The 19786-nt window shown below is 73.1% G+C and carries 20 protein-coding genes; 17 read left to right on the forward strand and 3 right to left on the reverse strand.

Annotation, left to right across the window (positions count from 1 at the left end; genetic code table 11):
* Positions 1 to 22 precede the first annotated feature (22 nt).
* The 6 genes from ACFWBN_RS03705 to fbaA all read left to right on the forward strand — a co-directional run bounded on the left by ACFWBN_RS03705 (position 23) and on the right by fbaA (position 5976).
* Positions 23 to 577: a DUF2617 family protein gene (locus ACFWBN_RS03705; protein ID WP_385169980.1), complete on the forward strand. Its 555-nt coding sequence runs from the start codon at positions 23 to 25 to the stop codon at positions 575 to 577.
* A 210-nt stretch (positions 578 to 787) separates the two neighbouring features.
* Positions 788 to 2431 (forward strand): polyamine aminopropyltransferase, encoded by a 1644-nt coding sequence (locus tag ACFWBN_RS03710; protein WP_385169982.1) that lies wholly within the window; start codon positions 788 to 790, stop codon positions 2429 to 2431.
* Between the two features lie 33 nt (positions 2432 to 2464).
* The gene (locus ACFWBN_RS03715; protein WP_385169984.1) at positions 2465 to 3328 is read left to right on the forward strand and encodes an SRPBCC domain-containing protein; all 864 of its coding nucleotides are present in this window, start codon (positions 2465 to 2467) and stop codon (positions 3326 to 3328) included.
* A gap of 26 nt (positions 3329 to 3354) precedes the next feature.
* The gene (locus tag ACFWBN_RS03720) at positions 3355 to 4143 is read left to right on the forward strand and encodes an aldose 1-epimerase (protein WP_385169987.1); all 789 of its coding nucleotides are present in this window, start codon (positions 3355 to 3357) and stop codon (positions 4141 to 4143) included.
* A 21-nt stretch (positions 4144 to 4164) separates the two neighbouring features.
* Positions 4165 to 4704, forward strand: coding sequence for an orotate phosphoribosyltransferase (gene pyrE, locus ACFWBN_RS03725; RefSeq protein WP_385169989.1), 540 nt, complete (start codon positions 4165 to 4167; stop codon positions 4702 to 4704).
* Between the two features lie 249 nt (positions 4705 to 4953).
* Positions 4954 to 5976 carry a class II fructose-bisphosphate aldolase gene (gene fbaA, locus ACFWBN_RS03730; RefSeq protein ID WP_385169992.1) on the forward strand — a complete coding sequence of 341 codons (1023 nt, stop codon included), beginning with the start codon at positions 4954 to 4956 and terminating at the stop codon, positions 5974 to 5976.
* 142 nt (positions 5977 to 6118) lie between these two features.
* On the opposite strand, the gene ACFWBN_RS03735 is transcribed toward fbaA, so the two are convergent.
* The gene (locus ACFWBN_RS03735) at positions 6119 to 7132 is read right to left on the reverse strand and encodes a ScbA/BarX family gamma-butyrolactone biosynthesis protein (protein ID WP_385169995.1); all 1014 of its coding nucleotides are present in this window, start codon (positions 7130 to 7132) and stop codon (positions 6119 to 6121) included.
* A 375-nt stretch (positions 7133 to 7507) separates the two neighbouring features.
* Here ACFWBN_RS03735 and ACFWBN_RS03740 point away from each other — a divergent pair, with 375 nt between their 5' ends.
* From ACFWBN_RS03740 to ACFWBN_RS03765, 6 genes are all read left to right on the forward strand, one after another.
* Complete coding sequence (locus ACFWBN_RS03740; RefSeq protein ID WP_385169997.1) at positions 7508 to 8218, forward strand: HAD family hydrolase; 711 nt, start codon at positions 7508 to 7510, stop codon at positions 8216 to 8218.
* A 48-nt stretch (positions 8219 to 8266) separates the two neighbouring features.
* Entirely contained in the window at positions 8267 to 9034 is a 768-nt protein-coding gene (locus tag ACFWBN_RS03745) for an SDR family NAD(P)-dependent oxidoreductase (protein ID WP_385170001.1), read from the forward strand.
* 77 nt (positions 9035 to 9111) lie between these two features.
* Positions 9112 to 9825, forward strand: coding sequence for a ScbR family autoregulator-binding transcription factor (locus tag ACFWBN_RS03750; RefSeq protein ID WP_385170004.1), 714 nt, complete (start codon positions 9112 to 9114; stop codon positions 9823 to 9825).
* 194 nt (positions 9826 to 10019) lie between these two features.
* Complete coding sequence (locus ACFWBN_RS03755) at positions 10020 to 10877, forward strand: BTAD domain-containing putative transcriptional regulator (protein ID WP_385170006.1); 858 nt, start codon at positions 10020 to 10022, stop codon at positions 10875 to 10877.
* 281 nt (positions 10878 to 11158) lie between these two features.
* The gene (locus tag ACFWBN_RS03760) at positions 11159 to 11281 is read left to right on the forward strand and encodes a hypothetical protein (protein ID WP_385170009.1); all 123 of its coding nucleotides are present in this window, start codon (positions 11159 to 11161) and stop codon (positions 11279 to 11281) included.
* A gap of 165 nt (positions 11282 to 11446) precedes the next feature.
* Positions 11447 to 13357: a GAF domain-containing protein gene (locus ACFWBN_RS03765; RefSeq protein ID WP_385170012.1), complete on the forward strand. Its 1911-nt coding sequence runs from the start codon at positions 11447 to 11449 to the stop codon at positions 13355 to 13357.
* A 131-nt stretch (positions 13358 to 13488) separates the two neighbouring features.
* Here the strand turns inward: ACFWBN_RS03765 and ACFWBN_RS03770 are convergent, their stop codons facing one another.
* Positions 13489 to 14802: an IS701 family transposase gene (locus ACFWBN_RS03770; RefSeq protein WP_385170015.1), complete on the reverse strand. Its 1314-nt coding sequence runs from the start codon at positions 14800 to 14802 to the stop codon at positions 13489 to 13491.
* Positions 14803 to 14925: 123 nt separating this feature from the next.
* Positions 14926 to 15078 carry a hypothetical protein gene (locus ACFWBN_RS03775; RefSeq protein WP_385170018.1) on the reverse strand — a complete coding sequence of 51 codons (153 nt, stop codon included), beginning with the start codon at positions 15076 to 15078 and terminating at the stop codon, positions 14926 to 14928.
* Between the two features lie 306 nt (positions 15079 to 15384).
* On the opposite strand from ACFWBN_RS03775, the gene ACFWBN_RS03780 reads away from it, so the two are divergent.
* The 5 genes from ACFWBN_RS03780 to ACFWBN_RS03800 all read left to right on the forward strand — a co-directional run bounded on the left by ACFWBN_RS03780 (position 15385) and on the right by ACFWBN_RS03800 (position 19627).
* Positions 15385 to 15798, forward strand: a complete 414-nt coding sequence (locus ACFWBN_RS03780; protein WP_385170021.1) for a DUF3151 domain-containing protein — start codon at positions 15385 to 15387, stop codon at positions 15796 to 15798.
* Positions 15799 to 15946: 148 nt separating this feature from the next.
* On the forward strand, positions 15947 to 16795 hold the full coding sequence (locus ACFWBN_RS03785) for a tryptophan 2,3-dioxygenase family protein (protein ID WP_385170024.1): 849 nt from the start codon (positions 15947 to 15949) through the stop codon (positions 16793 to 16795).
* A complete protein-coding gene (gene kynU / locus ACFWBN_RS03790) occupies positions 16788 to 18188 on the forward strand; it encodes a kynureninase (protein WP_385170027.1) in 1401 nt (466 codons plus the stop codon). Before ACFWBN_RS03785 ends, kynU begins: the two co-directional genes overlap by 8 nt.
* 171 nt (positions 18189 to 18359) lie before the next feature.
* Complete coding sequence (locus tag ACFWBN_RS03795; RefSeq protein WP_385170029.1) at positions 18360 to 19244, forward strand: alpha/beta hydrolase family protein; 885 nt, start codon at positions 18360 to 18362, stop codon at positions 19242 to 19244.
* A gap of 68 nt (positions 19245 to 19312) precedes the next feature.
* Positions 19313 to 19627, forward strand: coding sequence for a hypothetical protein (locus tag ACFWBN_RS03800; RefSeq protein WP_385170032.1), 315 nt, complete (start codon positions 19313 to 19315; stop codon positions 19625 to 19627).
* Positions 19628 to 19786: the final 159 nt, after the last annotated feature.

Below are 19786 nucleotides of genomic sequence, written 5' to 3' on the forward strand. Positions count from 1 at the left end.
CGCGCGTTTGCGGAGCCGACTCATGCTCACGACCCTCCAGACCACCTATACCGACACGCGTGCCGCCGATCTCGCCTGGGCCCTGGGTCGGGACCGGCTGCCCGCCCTGGCCGTACTGAAGCTCGAACTGTCGTGCGCGAAGGTCGAGTTGCGCCTGCTCGGAGCCTCCCATCAGGTGCTTCTCGAGGAAGGTGAGGTGCTCTGCTCGGAGACGGTCGCCTGCATGCCCGGCAGCAGTACGCCGCTGCCGCTCGGCGTGGCCAAGCGGGTGGGCGACTGGGAGTACGAGTTCGCCGCGCGGGTCGAGACCCTGTCCCGCGGATCCTTCGCGGGGCGGGCGCAGGAGCTGCTCGCACTGGTCGCCGACCACCCGAACGGACTAGCGGGCACCTTCCCCGGCAGTCCGCACGCCTTCACCGCCATGCTGGCGCAGCGCTACGAGGGCCAGGTGCGCTGGCGGACCTGGCACGCGTACCCGCAGGAGGGCCAGCTGGTGGCCACCCGCACCCGGGTGGGCGTACGGATGGGCGCGGCCGCGGCGGCCGCCGCCGCGTTGGAGTCGCCCGTGTTGCGTTAGGGGGGTGCCCCGGGCGGGCCCGGGCCCTGCCGTGGGGGCCCGGGCCCTGCCGTGCGGGGGACGGGGCGCTGCCGTGCGGGGCCGGGGCGCCCGGAGGTCCACCGGGGCGCGGGCGTTCTGGCGCGGTTACGCCAACTGGCTGGATCGGTACGCCACTTGCACCCATGTGGGTGACCGGATGTGGGTGGGCGGTGACGTACGGTTCGCTTCATGATCGACCGTTCCGTCCCGCGCCGGGTGCTCCCGGCTCCGGAGCCTCGGCGCGCCGCGACCGTCCCGGCCGCCCTGCCCGTACGGCCCCGGACCGGCCGACTCCTCGTCCTGGCCACCGTGTTCGTCTGCGCCGCCTGCGGGCTCGTATACGAACTGGAGCTGCTCGCCCTCGGCTCCTACCTCATCGGCGACTCCGTCACCCAGGCGTCGGTCGTGCTGTCCGTCATGGTCTTCGCCATGGGCGTCGGCTCCCTGCTCGCCAAACGGCTGCGGAACCGGCCCGCCTTCGGCTTCGGCGCCATCGAGGCCGGGCTGGCCCTGCTCGGCGGGCTCTCGGCCATAGCGCTGTACGCGAGCTTCGCCTGGCTGGGGGAGTCCCGGCCCGCCCTCGTCGCCTTCTCCTTCGCCATCGGGGTGCTCATCGGCGCGGAGATCCCGCTGCTGATGGTCCTCATCCAGCGCATCCGCAGACAGGACGCGGGCGGGGCCGTCGCCGACCTGTTCGCCGCCGACTACGTGGGCGCCCTCGTCGGCGGCCTGGCCTTCCCCTTCCTGCTGCTCCCCGTGCTCGGGCAGCTCACCGGAGCCATGCTCACCGGCACCGTCAACGTGGTCGTCGGCGGCGGGCTGGTGCTGTGGCTCTTCCGCCGCGACCTCGGCCGGCGCGAGCGCTGGACGCTGATCGCCGCCAACGCCACCGTGCTGGCCGTCCTCGGCTGCGCGACCGTCCTCGCCGACGACTTCGAGCGGTCCGCCCGCCGCGCCGTCTACGGCGCGGAGGTCCGGGTCGCCCTCCAGACCGGGGTGCAGGAGCTGGTGCTCACCGGGCCCACGACCGGCTCCCCGCGCTCCCTCGACCTGTACCTGGACGGGCGGCTGCGGGTCAGCGGCTACGACGAGTACCGCTACCACGAGGCCCTCGTCCACCCCGCCATGACCGGCCCGCACGCCCGCGTCCTGGTCCTCGGCGGCGGCGACGGGCTCGCCGCCCGCGAAGTGCTGCGCTACCGGGACGTCGCCTCCGTCACCATCGTCGAGCTCGACCCCGGCGTGGTCCGGCTCGCCCGCACCGACCCGATGCTCTCCGCGCTCAACGCCGGGGTCTACGGGGACCCGCGCCTCGGGGTCGTCACGCAGGACGCCTTCCGCTGGCTGCGCGGGCCGGCCGCCCGGGACCGGTTCGACGTCATCGTCTCCGACCTCCCGGATCCCGCCATCACCCCCAGCACGAAGCTGTACTCGCAGGAGTTCTACGGACTGGCCGCGCGGGCCCTGCGCCCCGGCGGCCGGCTCGCCGTACACGCCGGGCCGATGGCCACGCGGCCCCGTACGTACTGGACCGTCGAGTCCACCCTCCGCGCGGCCGGGCTGCAGACCGCCCCCTACAGCGCCGGCGGCCGCCTCTCCGGCTTCGCCGCAGGACCCGACCGCACCCCGCTCGGCGTCACCGGCACACCGCCGCAGGACTGGGGCTTCGTCCTGGCCGCCCGCGAACAGGTGCCGGCGCTGCGCGTGGACCGCGACACGCCGGGGCTGCGCTCGCTGTCGACCGGCTCCCTCCAGGACGCCGCACGCGACACGGAGCGCACCCGGATGACCGGACTCCCCCCGTCGACCCTGCCGCACCCGCGGTATTCGTGACCCGGTGCGGTTCTCGTCGGTAGGCTCGACCACATGGAGCATCAGGTGTTCGTTCCGGTACCGGCAGACAGTCTCCGCGCCGTGCTGCGCGACCCCGTCCGGGTGGCCCGGTGCGTTCCGGGACTCCAGCAGGACGCCGACACCGACTCCGGACCCGTCTCGGGCCGGCTGAAGGTCCGGGTCGGCGGGAGCACCGTGACCTACCGGGGGGCGCTGACCGTCACCGAGCGGGACCCCGGCCGCTTCGACCTCGACGGCGAGGGCACGGAGGTCCGGGGCAGCGGGACCGTCACCCTCTCGCTCGTGCTGCGGCTGCTCCCCCGGGAGGACGGGACCCGGCTGGACTTCACCGCCGGGGCCACCGCCGAGGGCCGGGCCGCCGCCTTCACCGCCGAGGCCACCGCGACCGCCGTGCGGCGGCTGCTGGAGCGGTCCGCCGAACTGCTGGCCGTGGCCGCCGCGCCGGGCTCGGCGGGTACGGAGCCGGGGCCCGACAAGGTCGCCGATCCCGTGGCCGAGGCCGAGGAGGCGGAGGAAGCCGAGGGCGCCGGGGACGCCGAGGACACGGGGTTCGTCGAGGACGACGTCACCGAGGTCACCGCGTCCGTGTTCGACACCGACGTGCCGCCGCCCTCCCTGGACCCCTTCCTGGCGAGTGAGTTCGACGAGATCGACGGATCCCCGCGGCCCCCGGCCGAAGCCGCGCACGCCCGCCGCACGATGATCGGCCGCAGCGCCGAGGAGGTGGACCACGCGCCCCCGCGCGGCCGCTACGCCCCGGTCCCCGCGCCCACCGCCACCACGGCCGGCGACAACCTGCGCTGGATCGCCCCCGCCGCCGCCCTCGCCCTCGCCTCGGCGGTGGTCATCGGCCGCGCCCTGCGCCGCCGCCGCTGACCGGCCACAGCACTAGGGTCGGCGGTATGAGTACGCAACTGAGCGCCGGCGGCGCCGAGGTGATCGTCGACCAGGAGAACGGCTGCCGGATCAGCAGCCTGCGCATCGACGGGACCGAGCTGCTGCGCCAGGGCCCGCATTACGGGTCCTTCCCGATGGTCCCGTGGTGCGGCCGGACCGAGAACGGCCGCTTCAGGGACGGCGCCACCGTCCACCAGATGCCGGTCAACCACCCGCCGCACGCCCTGCACGGCTTCGGCCGCGACGCGGCCTGGCGCCCGGCCCGCGTCACCGACACCGCGGCGGTCTTCACCTACGACCTCGCCGACCCGTGGCCGTACCCCGGCCGGGTCACGCAGATCTTCGAGCTGTCCGAGGACGCGCTCACCCTCACCCTGGGCATCGAGACGTACGAGAACTCCTTCCCCGCCCAGGCCGGCTGGCACCCCTGGTTCCGCCGGAACCTCGGAGCCGGCGGCGAGGACGTGCGCCTCGACTTCCACCCCGCCTGGCAGGAGGAGCGCGGCGACGACCACCTCCCCACCGGCCGCCGCATCGACCCGAAGCCCGGCCCCTGGGACGACTGCTTCGGCATGCCGGAGGGGGTCGACGCCACCCTGACCTGGCCCGGCGCGCTGGAGCTGAAGGTCACCAGCCGGGCCGAATGGGTGGTCGTCTACGACGAGGAGGCCGAGGCCGTGTGCGTCGAGCCCCAGTCGGGCCCGCCGAACGGGCTGAACACCCTGCCGCGCCTGGTCACCCCCGTCGACCCGCTGGAGATTTCCAGCACCTGGACGTGGCGGCGCCTCTCCTAGAGCGCAATTAAGCTCAGGGGCATGAGTGACGTACGCGATGCGCTTCTGCAGCAGATCAAGGACAAGGCCGTCGTGCACGGCAAGGTGATCCTCTCCTCCGGCCGGGAGGCCGACTACTACATCGACCTCCGCCGGGTCACCCTCGACGGCGAGGCGGCCCCGCTGGTCGGTCAGGTCATGCTCGACCTGACCGCCGAGCTCGACTTCGACTGCGTCGGCGGCCTGACCCTGGGCGCCGACCCGGTCGCCACCTCGATGCTGCACGCCTCGGCCGCACGCGGGCAGCGCCTCGACGCCTTCGTCGTCCGCAAGGCGCAGAAGGCGCACGGCATGCAGCGCCGCATCGAGGGCACCGAGGTGAAGGGCAAGCGCTGCCTGGTCGTCGAGGACACCTCCACCACCGGCGGGTCCCCGCTGACGGCCGTCGAGGCGGTCCGCGAGGCCGGCGGCGAGGTCGTCGCCGTCGCCACGATCGTCGACCGCGGCGCGTCCGGCGCCATCGCCGAGGCGGGCCTCCCGTACCTCACCGGCTACCGCCTCGAAGACCTCGGCCTGTCCTAGGAGCGGCCGGATCCCGGCCAGGCACAACTGGTGACGAAGGTCCTCCGCAGTGCCCGAGCAGGTCCTGACCTGCTCTTTTTCGGGCGGCCGGGATGTTTCACGTGAAACGTCCCGGCCCGTTCGGCTCGCACTCTGGACAGCTGGGGTGGAGTGTCGCGCAGAGTCTGGAAAGATGGGCGCGACGGTGACGTCGCCCCCAGGTCAGGGCCCGCAATAAGCACACTCCCCGCACATCCAAGGAGCGGACAGATGCCCATCGCAACCCCCGAGGTCTACAACGAGATGCTCGACCGGGCGAAGGCAGGCAAGTTCGCCTACCCGGCCATCAACGTGACCTCGTCCCAGACCCTGCACGCTGCCCTGCGCGGCTTCGCGGAGGCCGAGAGCGACGGCATCATCCAGATCTCCACCGGTGGTGCGGAGTTCCTGGGTGGCCAGCACAAGAAGGACATGGTCACCGGCGCGGTCGCCCTGGCCGAGTTCGCGCACATCGTCGCCGCCAAGTACGACATCACGGTCGCGCTGCACACGGACCACTGCCCCAAGGACAAGCTGGACGGCTACGTCCGCCCGCTGCTCGACATCTCCGCCGAGCGCGTGGCCAAGGGTCTGAACCCGCTCTTCCAGTCGCACATGTGGGACGGTTCCGCCGAGACCCTGGCCGACAACCTGGCCATCGGCCAGGAGCTGCTCGCCAAGGCCGCCGCCGCGAAGATCATCCTTGAGGTCGAGATCACCCCGACCGGCGGCGAGGAGGACGGCGTCAGCCACGAGATCAACGACGAGCTGTACACCACCGTCGAGGACGCGATCCGCACCGCCGAGGCCCTGGGCCTGGGCGAGAAGGGCCGCTACCTGCTGGCCGCCTCCTTCGGCAACGTGCACGGCGTCTACAAGCCGGGCAACGTCGTCCTGCGCCCCGAGCTCCTCAAGGACCTCCAGGCCGGCGTCGGCGAGAAGTACGGCAAGGCTTCGCCGTTCGACTTCGTCTTCCACGGCGGCTCGGGCTCCACGGCCGAGGAGATCGCCACCGCGCTGGAGAACGGCGTCGTGAAGATGAACCTCGACACCGACACCCAGTACGCCTTCACCCGCCCGGTCGTGGACCACATGTTCACCAACTACGCCGGTGTCCTGAAGGTCGACGGCGAGGTCGGCACGAAGTCCAAGTACGACCCCCGCACCTGGGGCAAGGCCGCCGAGGCGGGCATGGCCGCGCGTGTCACCGAGGCGTGCGCGAACCTGCGCTCGACCGGCACCAAGCTGAAGTAGTCCTTCCCGCGTACTGCGCGACAAAGGGCCCGGCCCCGTCTCACGACGGTGGCCGGGCCCTTTGGTTTCCCCCTGCATCCCCCGCTCCCCGCGGCGCCCCCCGACGCCCGGGAACTCGTTATGCCGTTAGGCAGTCATGCAGTCATGCAGTCATGCCGTACGGCAGGGCATCGATCACTCCGGTGCCGACGAGGGCCTCGAAGACCTCCTCGCCGTTCTGCGTGCCGGTGACCTTGACCAGGGCGGGGCCGGTGCGCTCCGCGCGGATCCAGATCGGCGAGCCGAACTCCGCGTACCGCTGGTAGGTACTGGTCACGGAGGCCGGCAGGACGGCGGGGGCCGGGGTCAGCGCCACCGCGGCCTGGCGGGCGGCCTCCAGCAGGACCATGCCCGGGAGGTGGTCGCCCGGGTGGTCGAAGAGGACCGGGTGCCGGGTGTCGTACCGCAGCTGCCAGACGGCGCCGGTGCACTGCTGAGGCGCGGCGGCGAGCACCACGTCGAAGGGCGAGTAGCGGCCGACCTGGGCCGGCTGGAGCGGGTTGGCGGGCAGCGAGGGCTCGGGCCGCTGGTCCACCTGTCCGCCGCGCAGCCGCCGGTACACGGCGGGCGAGGCGACGTTGTAGCCGACGTCCCCGGTGGCCACCACGACGTTCTCGTGACGCACCGTCACCTGGTAGCGCAGTGCCTGGAGTTGGGTGCCGCGGCGGCGGACCTCGGTGCATATGACGTCGAGGTCGAGGGAGGCGGGCGCATCGCCGATGACCAGGTTCTCGGGGATGGTCGTGTAGTCGAGGCCCCACAGCAGGAACTGGTGGCCGAGCGGGACGTCGAAGGCCTCGTGGGCGACGTAGGAGCCGACCTGGCGGATGGTCTCGCAGATCAGCATCGGGTCGTAGTGGGTTCCGGCGATCGGCGCGAAGAAGCTGTGTCCGCGCGGCAGCTGCGCGGTGACGTGGAACCGGTCCTCGGCGGGACGGCACATGCCCGTCAGGAAGACCTCGGCGATCGCCGCGCGGTGCACGAGCTCGCGGGGGACGGTGGTGGTGAGCCCCCCGTCCTGCCGGTCCGAGCAGCGGCAATCGCCGGCGGGGGAGGCCAGGTTGGCGAGGACGTCCGTCGGTTCCAAGGTCGTGATCATGAAGTCCCTCGAGATCATGGCCGAAAGCCGAGCCGCACTGCTTGCCTTACGCAAAGTACGTACTTTCGGGTTTGCTGTCAGGTAGAGGATTACCCGAAGATCACTGGTCAGCGGGACCGAAGGTGACGCAAACCACAGCACTGGGAGTAGTGGAATGAATGCTTCCAGTGGATATTTCCGCAGGTCAGTGACTCAAAGATGAGACCGCGCTCACGCTGTGTCTATTTTCGGCCGCCGGACCGTTTCGGGGTTGGCGTCCGGTATCTTTTGCTCAGCGGCAGCCGCGTACCCGGGAGTATTTTTTGGGGGTCCCCCGGGCGCTCCGTGGCTGCCGCATCTCCTCAGCGGCGCACCGCGTCCAGCCACCGCCGGGCCCCCGCCGATTGGAGACCGATGAACGTCCGGCACGTCCGCCCGCTGGGACACCTGCGGCTCGCCGCGGTGAACATCGACGGGGTCCTGCTCAACGACACCTTCAGCCCGGTGATCCACCACTTCGTCACCAGCCGCGGCGGAACCTACGACGCGGGCGTGGAGCGCGCGGTCTTCTCGCAGTCCCGGACCACGGCCGCCCGGGCGCTCGGCGCCGCGGCCGGGGTGGACTGGACCCCGGAGAAGGTCCTGGAGGTCTACTTCGAGGAGCGCGCCGCCTACCTGGCCGCGCACCCCCTCCAGGTACTGCCGGGCGCGGAGGCCCTGCTGCACCGGCTGCGCGCCCTCGGCCTGCGCACCATCTGCTACGGCGGCCTCGACAAGAGCCACTTCGACGCCTACCTGGGCCACTACGCGCACCTCTTCGACGAGCCGGGCTACATCTGCACCAACGACTTCCGCCCCGGCCTCCGCGAGATCACCGTGGACGCCTTCGGCCTCGACTACGACGAGGTGGTCTTCATCGACGACGTCGCCCGGGTCTCCGAGGCCGCGCGCGACCTGCGGGTCCCCTTCATCGGGCACCCCAGTACCTTCGAGCACGGTTTCCAGGGGCACCTGATGCGCGACGCGGGCGTGCGGCACATCGTCCGCTCGCTCGACGAGATCGACGAGGACCTGCTGCGGGTGCTCGACGGGGAGGCCGCCGCCGGTCTCGCCTGGGCCGCCTGATACCCGTAGGCCGGGAACCGTCACCGCATCGTCGTACGAAGGAGAGCCATGGCAGGGGAGCGCACGCTCGAGGGCAAGGTCGCGCTGATCACCGGCGCGAGCAGCGGCATAGGCGCCGCCGCGGGCCGGGTGTTCGCCCGTGAGGGAGCCCGGATCGTCCTGGTGGCGCGCCGCGAGGACCGGCTCGCGGAGCTCGCCGAGGAGCTGCGCGCCGGGGGAGCGGAGGTCGAGTACGCCGTGGCGGACGTGACCCGCCGCGCGGACACGGCGCGCGCCGTGGACCTGGCCGTGAGCCGGTTCGGGCGGCTGGACTGCGCCTTCAACAACGCGGGTTGGGGGACCGGCCGGACGCCGCTGCACGAGATGGACGACGAGCTGTACGACCGGATCATGGACGTCAACGTGCGCGGGGTGTGGAACTGCCTGCGCGACGAGATCGCCGCGATGCTGAAGACCGGCGGCGGCACGATCGTCAACAACAGCAGCGTCGCCGGCCTGCTGGCCACCCCGGTGGCGGCGCCCTACGTGGTCGCCAAGCACGCGGTGATCGGGCTGACCAAGGCCGCCGCCGCCGAGTACGCGGCCCAGGGCGTCCGGGTCAACGCGGTGGCCCCGGGCACCACCCGTACCGAGGTGGTCGAGGAGTGGTTCGCGGCCGTGCCGGGGATGGAGAAGCGGCTGCACGAGGCCACCCCGCAGCCGCGCACCGCGGAGCCGGCGGAGATCGCCGAGGCGGCGGCCTGGCTGTGCAGTTCCCGGTCATCCTTCGTGACCGGGGTGGCGATGCCGGTGGACGGGGGCTTCACGATGGTGTGAAACTGTACTCAAAGGTACGTACCCGGGGGCATGTATTGCCGATCGATCGGGGGGCATGGAGAGGGACGGACACACACATGAGGACCGAACGACCGCAGGTGAAGCAGGACCGCGCCGTGCGCACACGGCAGGCGATCCTGGAGGCCGCCGCCGTGGTGTTCGAGGACCGCGGCTACGACGCGGCGAAACTGACGGACATCGTCAGGCTCGCCAACGTCACCAAGGGCGCGCTCTACTTCCACTTCGACTCGAAGGAAGACCTGGCGCAGGCGGTCATAGACGCCCAGGTGGGCATTGAACCGACGTACACCCCACAGGAGTTCAAGGCGCAGGAGTTCGTCGACATCGGCATGATCTTCTCGCACCGCCTCCAGCACGACGTGCTGATGCGCGGCAGCGCGCGGCTCACCCTGGAGCAGAACGGCCGGGCGCTGGACCGCGCAGCGCCCTACCAGGGGTGGATCGACCTGCACACCGCCCTGATGGTCGAGGCGAAGGAACGCGGCGAGCTGCTCTCGCACGTGGATCCGGGGGGTCCTTCGCGGCTGGTGGTCGGGGCCTTCGCGGGGCTCAACGTCATGTCCCAGACCTTGGGGCTGGAGCTGGACCAGGAGGTCTCGGCGCTCTACACGAGCGTGATGCCGAGCCTGGTGGTCTCGGCCGTGGCGATCCGGCTCGACACAGCGCCCGGCCGGGGGGCCCGGGCGCTGCACGGCCCGAACGGCGCCCACCTGTGCGACTGTTCGGGCCCGCTGGTCGCCCTCGCGGCCGAGGCGGCCGTCGCCGGCTGATCCCGGCTCCGTCCCGCCTCTCCTCCTTCGCGATCCCCCGCCCTTCCGGGCGGGGGATCGCGTGTTTTCGGGGGTGTGCCGGGAGTCACCGGCTGGGGCCACCGTGATCGGTAGCCAAAAACAAAATCCCGGGTATTCTTTTTTCAGCGGAGCCGCGCGCCGACCGGGCTCCCGCCTTGCCCTGGGAGAAGACTGTGGACATAGACGTGCTCGGAGGGCTGGAGGTCCTCGAGAACGGTGTTCCCATCGCGCCCGCCACGCCGCCCGCGCGACAGGTTCTGGCCATGCTGGCCGCGCACGCCGACCAGGTGGTTCCGGTCGCCGTCCTCGCCGAGGAGCTCGCGGTGCTCGTACCGCCGGAGCACGCGCGCGCGGCGCTGGACTCATGCGTGCGCCTGGTGCGCCAGCGGGTCGCCGCGGCCGCCGCCCCGGGTGGGGGCCGCACCGCGGAGTCGGTTCTGCTCCAGACTCCTGGCGGCTACCTCCTGGACACCGGCAACGGCCGCTCTGACCTGCATGAATTTGCCCGCGAGGCGGGAGCGGGGTATCGCGCGATGGCCCGCGGGGACCATGAGTCGGCGGCGCGCCGGCTGCGCGGCGCGCTCCGGCTCTGGAAGGGTCCGGCCTTCGACGGGGTGACCCCCGGGCCCCGACTCGGCGAGCGGATCGCGGAGCTGGAAGCCACCCGCAAGGCGGTCGCGGAGCAGTGGGTGGAGGCCGAACTGGCCCTCGGCCGGCACCGCGAAATCCGCTCAGAACTGGCTGAATTGACCCCTATACCCGGCATATCCGGCCTCCGGGAAACGGACTCCGGCTGGGGCCGCCGCCGAGGGACGGTACCGCCGTGGGAGGCCGCCCGTACGGCCGTACGCACCGCTCCGTACCCCTCGCGCCCCACCCGGACCCCCTCCCGCGGGGCTGCCGGAAGGGACGAAACATACCGGGAGCTGGCCGCCGTGGTCCGCGCGGACTTCGGTCGCGGTTCCGCGGTCGCCGACGGCCCCCTGCGGCGCTCCCCGCGGCGCGGGGCCCCGGCTCCTTCCCTGGCGTGATCCGGCGGCCCGCCCAGCGGACCGCCCCCTGATCGGCCCCCCGGGCACCCCCGCCTCGGGGGGCTTCGCCATGCCCTGAACTCTCTTGAACCGCAACCGACTTGGACGCCGGCCGGGTGGCGGGGAGGGCAATCTGACGCACTGCCCGCGGTACTTGACGGATCGCACCGTCAGGCGTTGGCGAGGCCCCCGGCCCTGCCACACGATCGACTTGACCACCCCACCGGACGCACATCATTCCGGCGGGTCTTTTTCCACCGATCTGTCGAGGTGCCCCGGACATGACCACCGTCGTCGTCAACCACCACTCGGCCACCAGAACGACCCTGAGCCGCCGCGTCCTGTGCCCGGCGGGAGCGGGAGACGAGAGGGACCAGGGCTGGGGCTTCGCGCCGGCCCCGTGACCGCGGCCGGCGGAAACCGTGGCGGCCCCGATGTCCCCGCCCCCGTACACCCCCTGTGACCTGCGGCCGCTTGACCGTAGCCGAACGGGAACCTAGGTTCGGATGGCCTGATTCCGATCCTTTCGGGTCTTCGGAACGGCACCGCACATCGGGGGATGAGGGGCTATGACGGGGGATCAAGGGACAGGTGCGCTCGCCGTGCTGGAACTCCTCGCCCAGGAGGCCCCGGCCGCCCGCATCGAGGCCCTGCTGCACGAGGCCCGCCGCGCCGGCGCCGCGGACGCCGAACTCGCCGAGCTCGCCAGGGCCGTGGAACTGGCCCGCACCGTCCAGGCCAGCGCGTACCGCGGCCGCGACCGCGAGGCGGCCCTCGCCGCGCTCGTGGACACCGCGCACGACCTCACCTCCCCCTACGACCTCGACAGCCTGCTCCGCGTGATCGCCCGCCGAGCCCGCCGCCTGCTGACCTTCGACATGGCGTACGTGAGCCTGCGCCGCACCGACGGAACCTCGTACGTCCGCACCTCCGAGGGCGACACCACGGCCCTCAACGCCGGCCGCGAACTCGGCGAGGGCCCCAGCCTGGGCAGCCTCGCGGAGGAGCGCAGGGCACCGGTGTGGAGCGCCGACTACCTCGACGACGACTCCGTGCCCCACCGGCCCGGCATCGACGCCGTGGTCCGCGCCGAGGGCCTGCGCGCGATCATCGCGGTCCCGCTGCGGTCCGGGGACACCACCCTGGGCGCCCTGTACGGCGCCGACCGCAAGGTGCGCCACTTCACCCCCGACGAGATCGGGGTGCTGCTCTCCCTCGCCGACCTCGCGGCGCTGGCCATCCAGCAGGCGGCCCTGCTGGAGCGCACCCGCGAGGAGGTCACCGAGCTGGAGCGGTTCGGCTCCGTCACCAACACCACCCTCACGCGCGTACGGCACCTGTGGGACTGCCACACCCGGCTGGCGCGGATGGTGCTGGACGGGGCCCGGCTGTCCACGCTCGCGCGGGCGGCCGCCGACGCGCTGGACGGCGTACTGCAGGTGCGGGACCCGGGCGGGCGGCCGCTGACCGCCGCCGACGAACTCCCGGACCTGGACGAGGAGGCCGTCACCCGGGCCGCCCTGCAGGCACACACCGGCCGGAGCCCGGTCCCCCTTCCGGGGGACGTGTGGGTGGCGCCGGTGACGGCCGGGGCCGAGGACCTGGGGGTGCTGGTGCTGCGCGCCTCGGCGGCGCTCACGGACGAGGACGTACGGCTGCTGGAGCTGGCGGCCCAGTCGGTGGCCGCGCTGCTGCTGATCCAGCGCGGCACGGCGGCCGCCGAGGGCCCGGTCCGCGACGAGCTGCTCCAGGACCTGCTGGACCGGCCGCACCACGCCGACCTGCACGTGCGGGAGCGGACCCGGCGGCTCGGCATCGACCTCGACGTGCCGCACGTGGTGGTGGTGGCCCGGCCCGAGGGCGGGGAGTTGGGCAAGGCGGTGGCGTGGTCGAGCTCGTACGCCTACCGGTGCGGTGGGCTGAAGGCGGTGCGGCGGGGCTGCATCGTGCTCCTGCTGCCCGGGTCGGACGCGTCGGCGGTGGCCCGCAAGGTCTCGGCGGAACTCTCGCCGCTGCTCGGCCACCCGGTGTCCACGGGCGCGGCGGGCCCGGCGCGCGGGGCGGCGGGGGTGGCGGGCGTGTACGAGGAGGCCGGGCGCTGCCTGGACGCGCTGACGGCGCTGGACGGGGCCGGGGGGACGGCGTCGCTGCGCGAGCTGGGCTTCCTGGGCCTGCTCCTGTCCACGGACCATGACGTGGACGCGTTCATCGCGTCGACGATCGGCCCGGTGCTGGAGTACGACGAGACGCGCATGACGGACCTGACCCGCACCCTGGACGCGTACTACGAGTCCGGCGGCAGCCCCACGCACGCCGCCGAGGCGCTGCACGTCCACCCGAACACGGTGTCGCGGCGCCTGGAGCGGATCGCGGAACTCCTGGGCGAGGCCTGGCAGAAGCCCGCCCAGGCCCTGGAGATCCAGATGGCCCTGCGCCTGCGCAAGGCCCGAGCGGCCCTCCGCGCCCACCGCACCCCCTGACCGCCTCGGGCCGGGCAGCGGGGCAATTCCAGCCCCGCCGGCGTTTGAGGCGTGGGGGTCCCCCCGGACGGAGTCTGGGGGAGGGTCTGGGGCGGAGCCCCAGGAGGTTGGGCGGAGCCCAGGGCCCGGGCTCAGCGGGCCGCCGCGTACGGGCGCAGGGCGGGAGCCGTTCGGCGGACCGGCCGTGCCGACGGGAGGTACTGCGCGGGCACGGCCGACAGCGCGTGCCCGCCGACCCCGACGGAGTCGCCGAGGCAGCGGGCCGCATGCGCCACCGACGCCATCGTCACGTGCCGGTGCCACCCCGACAGCGACCGCCCGGCGAAATCCCGCAGCCCGACGTCCTGCACGCTCGCCGACGCGGCCGCCGACACCCGCCGCGCCTGCTTCGTCAGCCGCAGCAGCGCGGCCGGCGTCAGCCGCGTCATGTCCGTCACCCACAGCTGCGACGGCAGCCGCCGAGGATCCGTCCACTCGCCCACCAGCAGCACCTGGCGCCGCCGCGCCGACGACGGGTCCGGCATCATCACGCGGACCGCCGCCACCAGCGACGTGCGCCGCGCGCCCGGGTGCGAGGGGTCCGGCCATTCCACCGGGACCCGCAGCCCCTTGACGTTCTGCAGGATGTCCCGCGCGGTCAGCGTCCCGGCCCCGTACCCCGGCAGCGCCGGGTCGGTGACCAGCAGCCGCGCCGTGGAGCCGATCCGTGCCAGCACCGGCAGCTGCGCCTCGGCGAAGCGGTTCATGGTCGACCGGGTCCCGATGTCGCGGATGTCGAGGACCACCGGCCGCGACGGCATCCGGCACTCCCGCATGCTGTCCAGCACCCCGGTGACCGCGCACTCCTCGTACGGCTCGTACTTCTCCCGGGCCGCTTCGAGCGAGGGCGACGGTGACGGCGACGGCGGCGCCGGAAGCGAACCCGCCTCCTCCGGCGGCAGGAACAGCCGCCACCCCACCGGAGTGATCACCTCCGTCGACGTGAACCAGATCCCGAAGGCCTGCTGCCCGCGGAACATCTGCCCCTGGTGCGGATCGAAGCGGTGTCCGACGCCCACCGAGTGGTCGCCGCCCTTGGGGATCGCCATGGGCTGCACGACCCACGCCGTGAGCGGGGCGGACCGCTCCAGGTAGTGCGACAGGGCGGTGCGGATGGGCTGCCAGTCCCACGTCGAGCCGGCGATGAAGTGGTGCAGGCTCTGCTCGGCGGCGGGACCGCCGAAGTGCTGGGCGATGTTGCGGATCGACTTGCGGCCCTCGGTGGCGAGCAGCCCGCGTACGTACTGGCGCCCCCGCTCCCGCTGATCCCTGCGCCGCAGCGAGCCGAACACCGCCTTGCACAGCTCCTCGGCCGCTTCGTCGACCGGATCGCGCCGGACCCGTACCGGTCCCCTCGCCGGCTGCCGACCCGTGCCGCGGACGTCATGGTCGATGGTGGTGGTCACGACATACCCCCTTCGTCGATTACCCCCCAACCGTCCGCCCGGCACCCCCACCACCGGGAGGTGCGCCGGCCACACGGCTGGGCCGCCGAGTGGTGGGGCGCCCACCACCACCCCCTCCAGCGGTCAGCCGGCGTCGGCGACCAGGAAGTCCCGCACCACCTTGGTGAATTCCTCGGCGCGCTCACCGATCACGGCGTGGCCGCTCTCGATCTCGGCATAGGTGCCGTCCACCAGCAGGCCGTGCACCTCGCGGGCGTTCTGCACCGGGCGAGTCATGGTGGAGACGCCGGGGCGCGGCGTCAGCCGCTCCCGCGACAGTCCGTCAACTGGCCCCCGCCCGCCGGTCCGGACCTGACGGACTCGGCGCCGACCCGTGGCGCGTTCCCCGTTCCGCTCCGCAATCTGCCGATGTCCAGGGCCCGGCGCCCTCGGCATCGGCAGCGCTCCGGCGGTCTGCTTCGCCGCAAGAACCCCCGGCCCGGGCGGGCCACCGTCGATGCCCATCGAAACGGCCCGCCCGGAACCGGGTCCGCAGAGGCACCCTGACCCCGCGGGAGGCGCCCGGTCGGCCAGACTAGGGACATGTCCATTCACCAGAACCTCCTCGGGGGCCCCGCCCCCACCCACCTCCCCGACGAGCCCGGCCGCGAGGCCCTGGCCGCCGGCACCCCCGCCGTCGAGGTGGCGGCCGCGCACCCCACCTCCTCCCTCGCCTGGGCGATCCTCGCCGACGAGGCCTTCGCCGCCGGCCGCACGGTCGAGTCGTACGCGTACGCCCGTACGGGCTACCACCGCGGCCTCGACGCCCTGCGCCGCGCCGGCTGGAAGGGCCACGGCCCGGTCCCGTGGGAGCACGAGCCGAATCGCGGCTTCCTCCGCGCCCTGCACGCCCTGGCCCGCGCCGCCGAGGCGATCGGCGAGAAGGAGGAGTACGAGCGCTGCTCGACCTTCCTCCGGGACTCCTCCCCGACGGCGGCGGATACCCTCACCGCCTGAGGTCACACCCCCCGGGAAGTGACGTACGTCACTCCCCGCTGGAGCCCCGCCCCGACCGGGTCCTATGATGCGGGCAGGGGACCGGGGCTCCACTCACCTCACGGAAGGAGCGGACCGCTACCCGGAAGCACGTGTCGAGGAGACAGCGATGTCGAACACCCTTGATGCCTCCGGAGTCGGCGGGTCGGACACCCCGAACCTCGACTTCGCCGGCACGACCCCGTACGAGGACTACGTCCAGGCGGACGTCCTGACCCACCTCCAGCACCTCCGCTCGGACGACCCGGGCGAGATGGTCTTCCTGGTCACCACCCAGGTCATGGAGCTGTGGTTCACGGTCATCGTCCACGAGTGGGACACCGCGGCGGAGGCCCTGCGCAAGGACGACCTCCCGGTCGCGATGGATGCGCTGAAACGTTCCCTCCGCGAACTGGAGGCCCTGAACTCCTCCTGGCGCCCCCTCGCCCAGCTCACCCCGGGCCAGTTCAACGCCTACCGCGCGGCCCTCGGCGAGGGCTCCGGCTTCCAGTCGGCGATGTACCGCCGGATGGAGTTCCTGCTCGGCGAGAAGTCCGCCTCCATGCTGGTCCCGCACCGCGGCGCGCCGCGCGTCCACGCGGAGCTGGAGAAGGCCCTGCACGAGCCGAGCCTCTACGACGAGGTCCTGAGCCTGCTCTCCCGCCGCGGCCTGCCGGTCCCGGCCGCCGTCCTGAACCGCGACCTCTCCCAGCGCTACGAGCCTTCGCCCGAGGTGGAGGCCGTCTGGACGGCCCTGTACGCCGCCCCGGACGACCACCTCGACCTCCACCGCCTCGGCGAGGTCCTCACGGACGTGGCCGAACTGGTCTGGCGCTGGCGCAACGACCACCTGGTCGCCACGCGCCGCGCGATGGGCGCGAAGACGGGCACGGGCGGCTCGGCCGGCGTGACCTGGCTGGAGAAGCGCGCCACGAAGAACGTCTTCCCGGAGCTCTGGACGGCGCGCAGCCATGTCTGAGCCGATGCAGCCGACCCAGGCAGATCCAGCCCCGCCTGGGGGTACCCCCGGACGGAGTCTGGGGGGGGAGTTTGAGGCGCGGGGCGCGGGGCAGAGCCCCGATCCTGTACCCGCACCCACCCCCTCAGGCGAGCCGATTCCAGCCCCGCCGGCGTTTGAGGCGCGGGGCCTGGGGCAGAGCCCCAGCAGCCCCCGCGAGGCGGAGCTGGCGGCACGGGCCGAAGCCCTCGACACGGCCGACGACCTCGCCAAACTCCGCACCCGCTTCACGCTCCCCGACGGAGTCGTCTACCTGGACGGCAACTCCCTGGGCGCCCTCCCGGCCGGCGTGACCGACCGCCTCGCCGACGTCGCGTCCCGCGAATGGGGCGAGCTCCTCATCCGCTCCTGGGACGAGAGCAACTGGTGGACCGCCCCCGAGCGGATCGGCGACAAGCTCGCCCCCCTCATCGGCGCGGCCCCCGGCCAGGTGGTCGTCGGCGACTCCACCAGCGTCAACCTCTTCAAGGCCCTGGTCGGCGCCGCCCGCCTGGCGGCGGCCGCAGCCCCGGGCCGTACCCGGATGCTGGTCGACGCCACCACCTTCCCCACCGACGGCTACATCGCCACGTCGGCAGCCCGCATGACGGGGCTGACCGTCACCCCGGTGGACCCGGCCCACGCGGCCGAGGCCATGGGCCCGGACACGGCCGTCGTCCTCCTCAACCACGTCGACTACCGCACCGGCCGCCTCCACGACCTCCCCGCCCTCACCACCGCGGCCCACGCCGCCGGGGCGATCACCGTCTGGGACCTCTGCCACTCGGCCGGCGCCCTCCCCGTCGGCCTCGACGCCCACTCCGTCGACCTGGCCGTCGGCTGCACGTACAAGTACCTCAACGGCGGCCCCGGCGCCCCCGCCTACCTCTACATAGCCGACCGCCACCAAGCCGCGTTCGACTCGCCCCTCCCCGGCTGGAACGGGCACGCGGACCCCTTCGCGATGACCCCGGACTACGTCCCCACCCAGGGCGTGGCCCGGGCACGCGTCGGCACTCCGGACATCCTGTCCATGCTGGCCCTGGAGTCGGCGCTCGACGCCTGGGACGGGGTCTCCGTCGAAGCCGTCCGCGCCAAATCCCTCGCGCTGACCGACTTCTTCCTCGAATGCGTGGCGGCGTACGTGCCCCCGGGCACGGTCGAATCGGTCACGCCGACCCCGCACGCCCACCGCGGCAGCCAGGTCTCGCTGCGCACCGAGAACGCCCGTGAGGTCATGGCGGAACTCATCTCCCGCGGCGTCATCGGCGACTTCCGGGCGCCCGACGTCCTGCGCTTCGGCTTCACCCCGCTGTACGTCGGTTTCGCCGACGCCGAGCGCGCCGCGCGCACACTGGGTCACATTTTCGGGTGACCCGGTAGCGAAACGTCACATCACCGGGCGGGCGGGGCTACGGCTCCGCCCGCCTTCCCGCATCCCGGACCCCGCACGGAACGCCCCGTTCCAGCCTGATACGGTCCCGCTCTGCCGGACCACCGGAACATCTGTCCCCGCTGTCCCACGCGTTACCGAGAGGTTGAGCCGATGACGGACCCCGCCGCAGTGGAACGGGACGCCGCCGAGGCCGCCTCGGCCTTCTCCCATCCGGCGGTCGCGCCGGACGCGACCGCCGCGTACGGGGAACACCCCGACCAGGTCGTCGACTTCTACGCCCCGCGCGGCGAGAGCCGGGACTCCGCCTCCGCCCCCCTCGTCGTCCTCCTGCACGGCGGCGCGTGGCGGGCGCCGTACGACCGGCAGCACATCACCCCCCTCGCGGACTTCCTGGCCCGCCAGGGTTTCGCCGTCGCCAACGTCGAGTACCGGCGCGGCAGCTCCCTCCCGCACCAGAACGCCGACGCCCCGATCGCCGGACGCTGGCCGGAGACCTTCGACGACGTCGCCGCCGCGATGGACGCCCTCCCGGACCTGACCGCGGCGACGCTCCCGGCAGCCGACGTCCGCCGCACCGTGGTCACCGGCCACTCCGCCGGCGGCCACCTCGCCCTGTGGGCGGCGGCCCGCCACCGGCTCCCGCAGGAGTCGGCGTGGAGGCTGCCCTCCCCGCCGCCGTTGCGCGGCGTCGTGGCGCTGGCCCCGATCGCGGACTTCGCGGTGGCGGAGGAACTCGGCGTGTGCGGCGGCGCCTCGGCCCAGCTGCTGGGCGGCCCGGAACACTTCACCGACCGGCTCCCGTACGCGGACCCGGCGTCCCTGCTCCCGACGGGCATCGCCACCGCGGTGGTCCACGGCCGCGACGACATCGTGGTGCCGGCCCGGGTGGCGGAGTCGTACGTGGCCGCGGCCGCGAAGGCGGGGGAGATGGTCGGCCTGACCCTCCTCGACGGGGTCGGCCACTTCCCGCTGATCGACCCGGCGGCGGACGCCTGCGCGGTGGTCTCGGAGGAGATCTCGCAGCTGGCCTGGTAGGGCCGCGCGCCACGGTGACGTCGGCCGCGCCACGGTGACGTCGGGCCCACCGCTTCGTTGAGCAGGGCATGAAGATCAAGAACATGCTGGCCGCCGGCGCCCTCGCCCTGGCCGCCGTCTCCGCAGCCGCCCCCATGGCCTCCGCCGCCGCGGCGGACGACACCCCCGCCATCGCCGACGCCGCCGCCCTCGCGGGCGCGCCCGACGACCTCGACTTCCACCACGTCGGCGACCTCACGAACGCCGACGCCCTCGGCGACTCCCCCCTCGTCGGCAAGGAGAGCTGGGGCGCCGAGGAGTCCCCCAGCGCCCTGTCGGACCTCGCGAACTTCACGGACGGCCTGGACGAAGCCGCCCGGCAGGCCCTCGAAGACGGTCAGTAGGCCCTGGCGGACGAAGACCCGGTACGACGGAGGGGGGGGGGGGCGCGAAGCGCCCCCCCCCCCCCCGCGGGGAAGGAACGGAACCATAGAGGTAACACATTATGTAAAAAAGGTCGGGGGGGCCCCCCCCGCCGCCCCACGCCGAGGACAGGGCGCCCC

Source organism: Streptomyces sp. NPDC059989, assembly GCF_042736975.1.
Classification (GTDB): Bacteria; Actinomycetota; Actinomycetes; order Streptomycetales; family Streptomycetaceae; genus Streptomyces.

What these genes read in the sequence shown, in the direction of transcription:
- ACFWBN_RS03800 (WP_385170032.1), top strand. Translation starts at nt 19,313, where the DNA reads ATGAAGATCAAGAACATGCTGGCCGCCGGCGCCCTCGCCCTGGCCGCC.
- ACFWBN_RS03720 (WP_385169987.1), top strand. Translation starts at nt 3,355, where the DNA reads ATGAGTACGCAACTGAGCGCCGGCGGCGCCGAGGTGATCGTCGACCAG.
- ACFWBN_RS03735 (WP_385169995.1), bottom strand. Translation starts at nt 7,132, where the DNA reads ATGATCTCGAGGGACTTCATGATCACGACCTTGGAACCGACGGACGTC.
- ACFWBN_RS03740 (WP_385169997.1), top strand. Translation starts at nt 7,508, where the DNA reads ATGAACGTCCGGCACGTCCGCCCGCTGGGACACCTGCGGCTCGCCGCG.
- ACFWBN_RS03780 (WP_385170021.1), top strand. Translation starts at nt 15,385, where the DNA reads ATGTCCATTCACCAGAACCTCCTCGGGGGCCCCGCCCCCACCCACCTC.
- ACFWBN_RS03705 (WP_385169980.1), top strand. Translation starts at nt 23, where the DNA reads ATGCTCACGACCCTCCAGACCACCTATACCGACACGCGTGCCGCCGAT.
- ACFWBN_RS03760 (WP_385170009.1), top strand. Translation starts at nt 11,159, where the DNA reads ATGACCACCGTCGTCGTCAACCACCACTCGGCCACCAGAACGACCCTG.
- ACFWBN_RS03795 (WP_385170029.1), top strand. Translation starts at nt 18,360, where the DNA reads ATGACGGACCCCGCCGCAGTGGAACGGGACGCCGCCGAGGCCGCCTCG.
- pyrE (WP_385169989.1), top strand. Translation starts at nt 4,165, where the DNA reads ATGAGTGACGTACGCGATGCGCTTCTGCAGCAGATCAAGGACAAGGCC.
- fbaA (WP_385169992.1), top strand. Translation starts at nt 4,954, where the DNA reads ATGCCCATCGCAACCCCCGAGGTCTACAACGAGATGCTCGACCGGGCG.
- ACFWBN_RS03710 (WP_385169982.1), top strand. Translation starts at nt 788, where the DNA reads ATGATCGACCGTTCCGTCCCGCGCCGGGTGCTCCCGGCTCCGGAGCCT.
- ACFWBN_RS03750 (WP_385170004.1), top strand. Translation starts at nt 9,112, where the DNA reads ATGAGGACCGAACGACCGCAGGTGAAGCAGGACCGCGCCGTGCGCACA.
- ACFWBN_RS03765 (WP_385170012.1), top strand. Translation starts at nt 11,447, where the DNA reads ATGACGGGGGATCAAGGGACAGGTGCGCTCGCCGTGCTGGAACTCCTC.
- kynU (WP_385170027.1), top strand. Translation starts at nt 16,788, where the DNA reads ATGTCTGAGCCGATGCAGCCGACCCAGGCAGATCCAGCCCCGCCTGGG.
- ACFWBN_RS03745 (WP_385170001.1), top strand. Translation starts at nt 8,267, where the DNA reads ATGGCAGGGGAGCGCACGCTCGAGGGCAAGGTCGCGCTGATCACCGGC.
- ACFWBN_RS03715 (WP_385169984.1), top strand. Translation starts at nt 2,465, where the DNA reads ATGGAGCATCAGGTGTTCGTTCCGGTACCGGCAGACAGTCTCCGCGCC.
- ACFWBN_RS03785 (WP_385170024.1), top strand. Translation starts at nt 15,947, where the DNA reads ATGTCGAACACCCTTGATGCCTCCGGAGTCGGCGGGTCGGACACCCCG.
- ACFWBN_RS03775 (WP_385170018.1), bottom strand. Translation starts at nt 15,078, where the DNA reads ATGACTCGCCCGGTGCAGAACGCCCGCGAGGTGCACGGCCTGCTGGTG.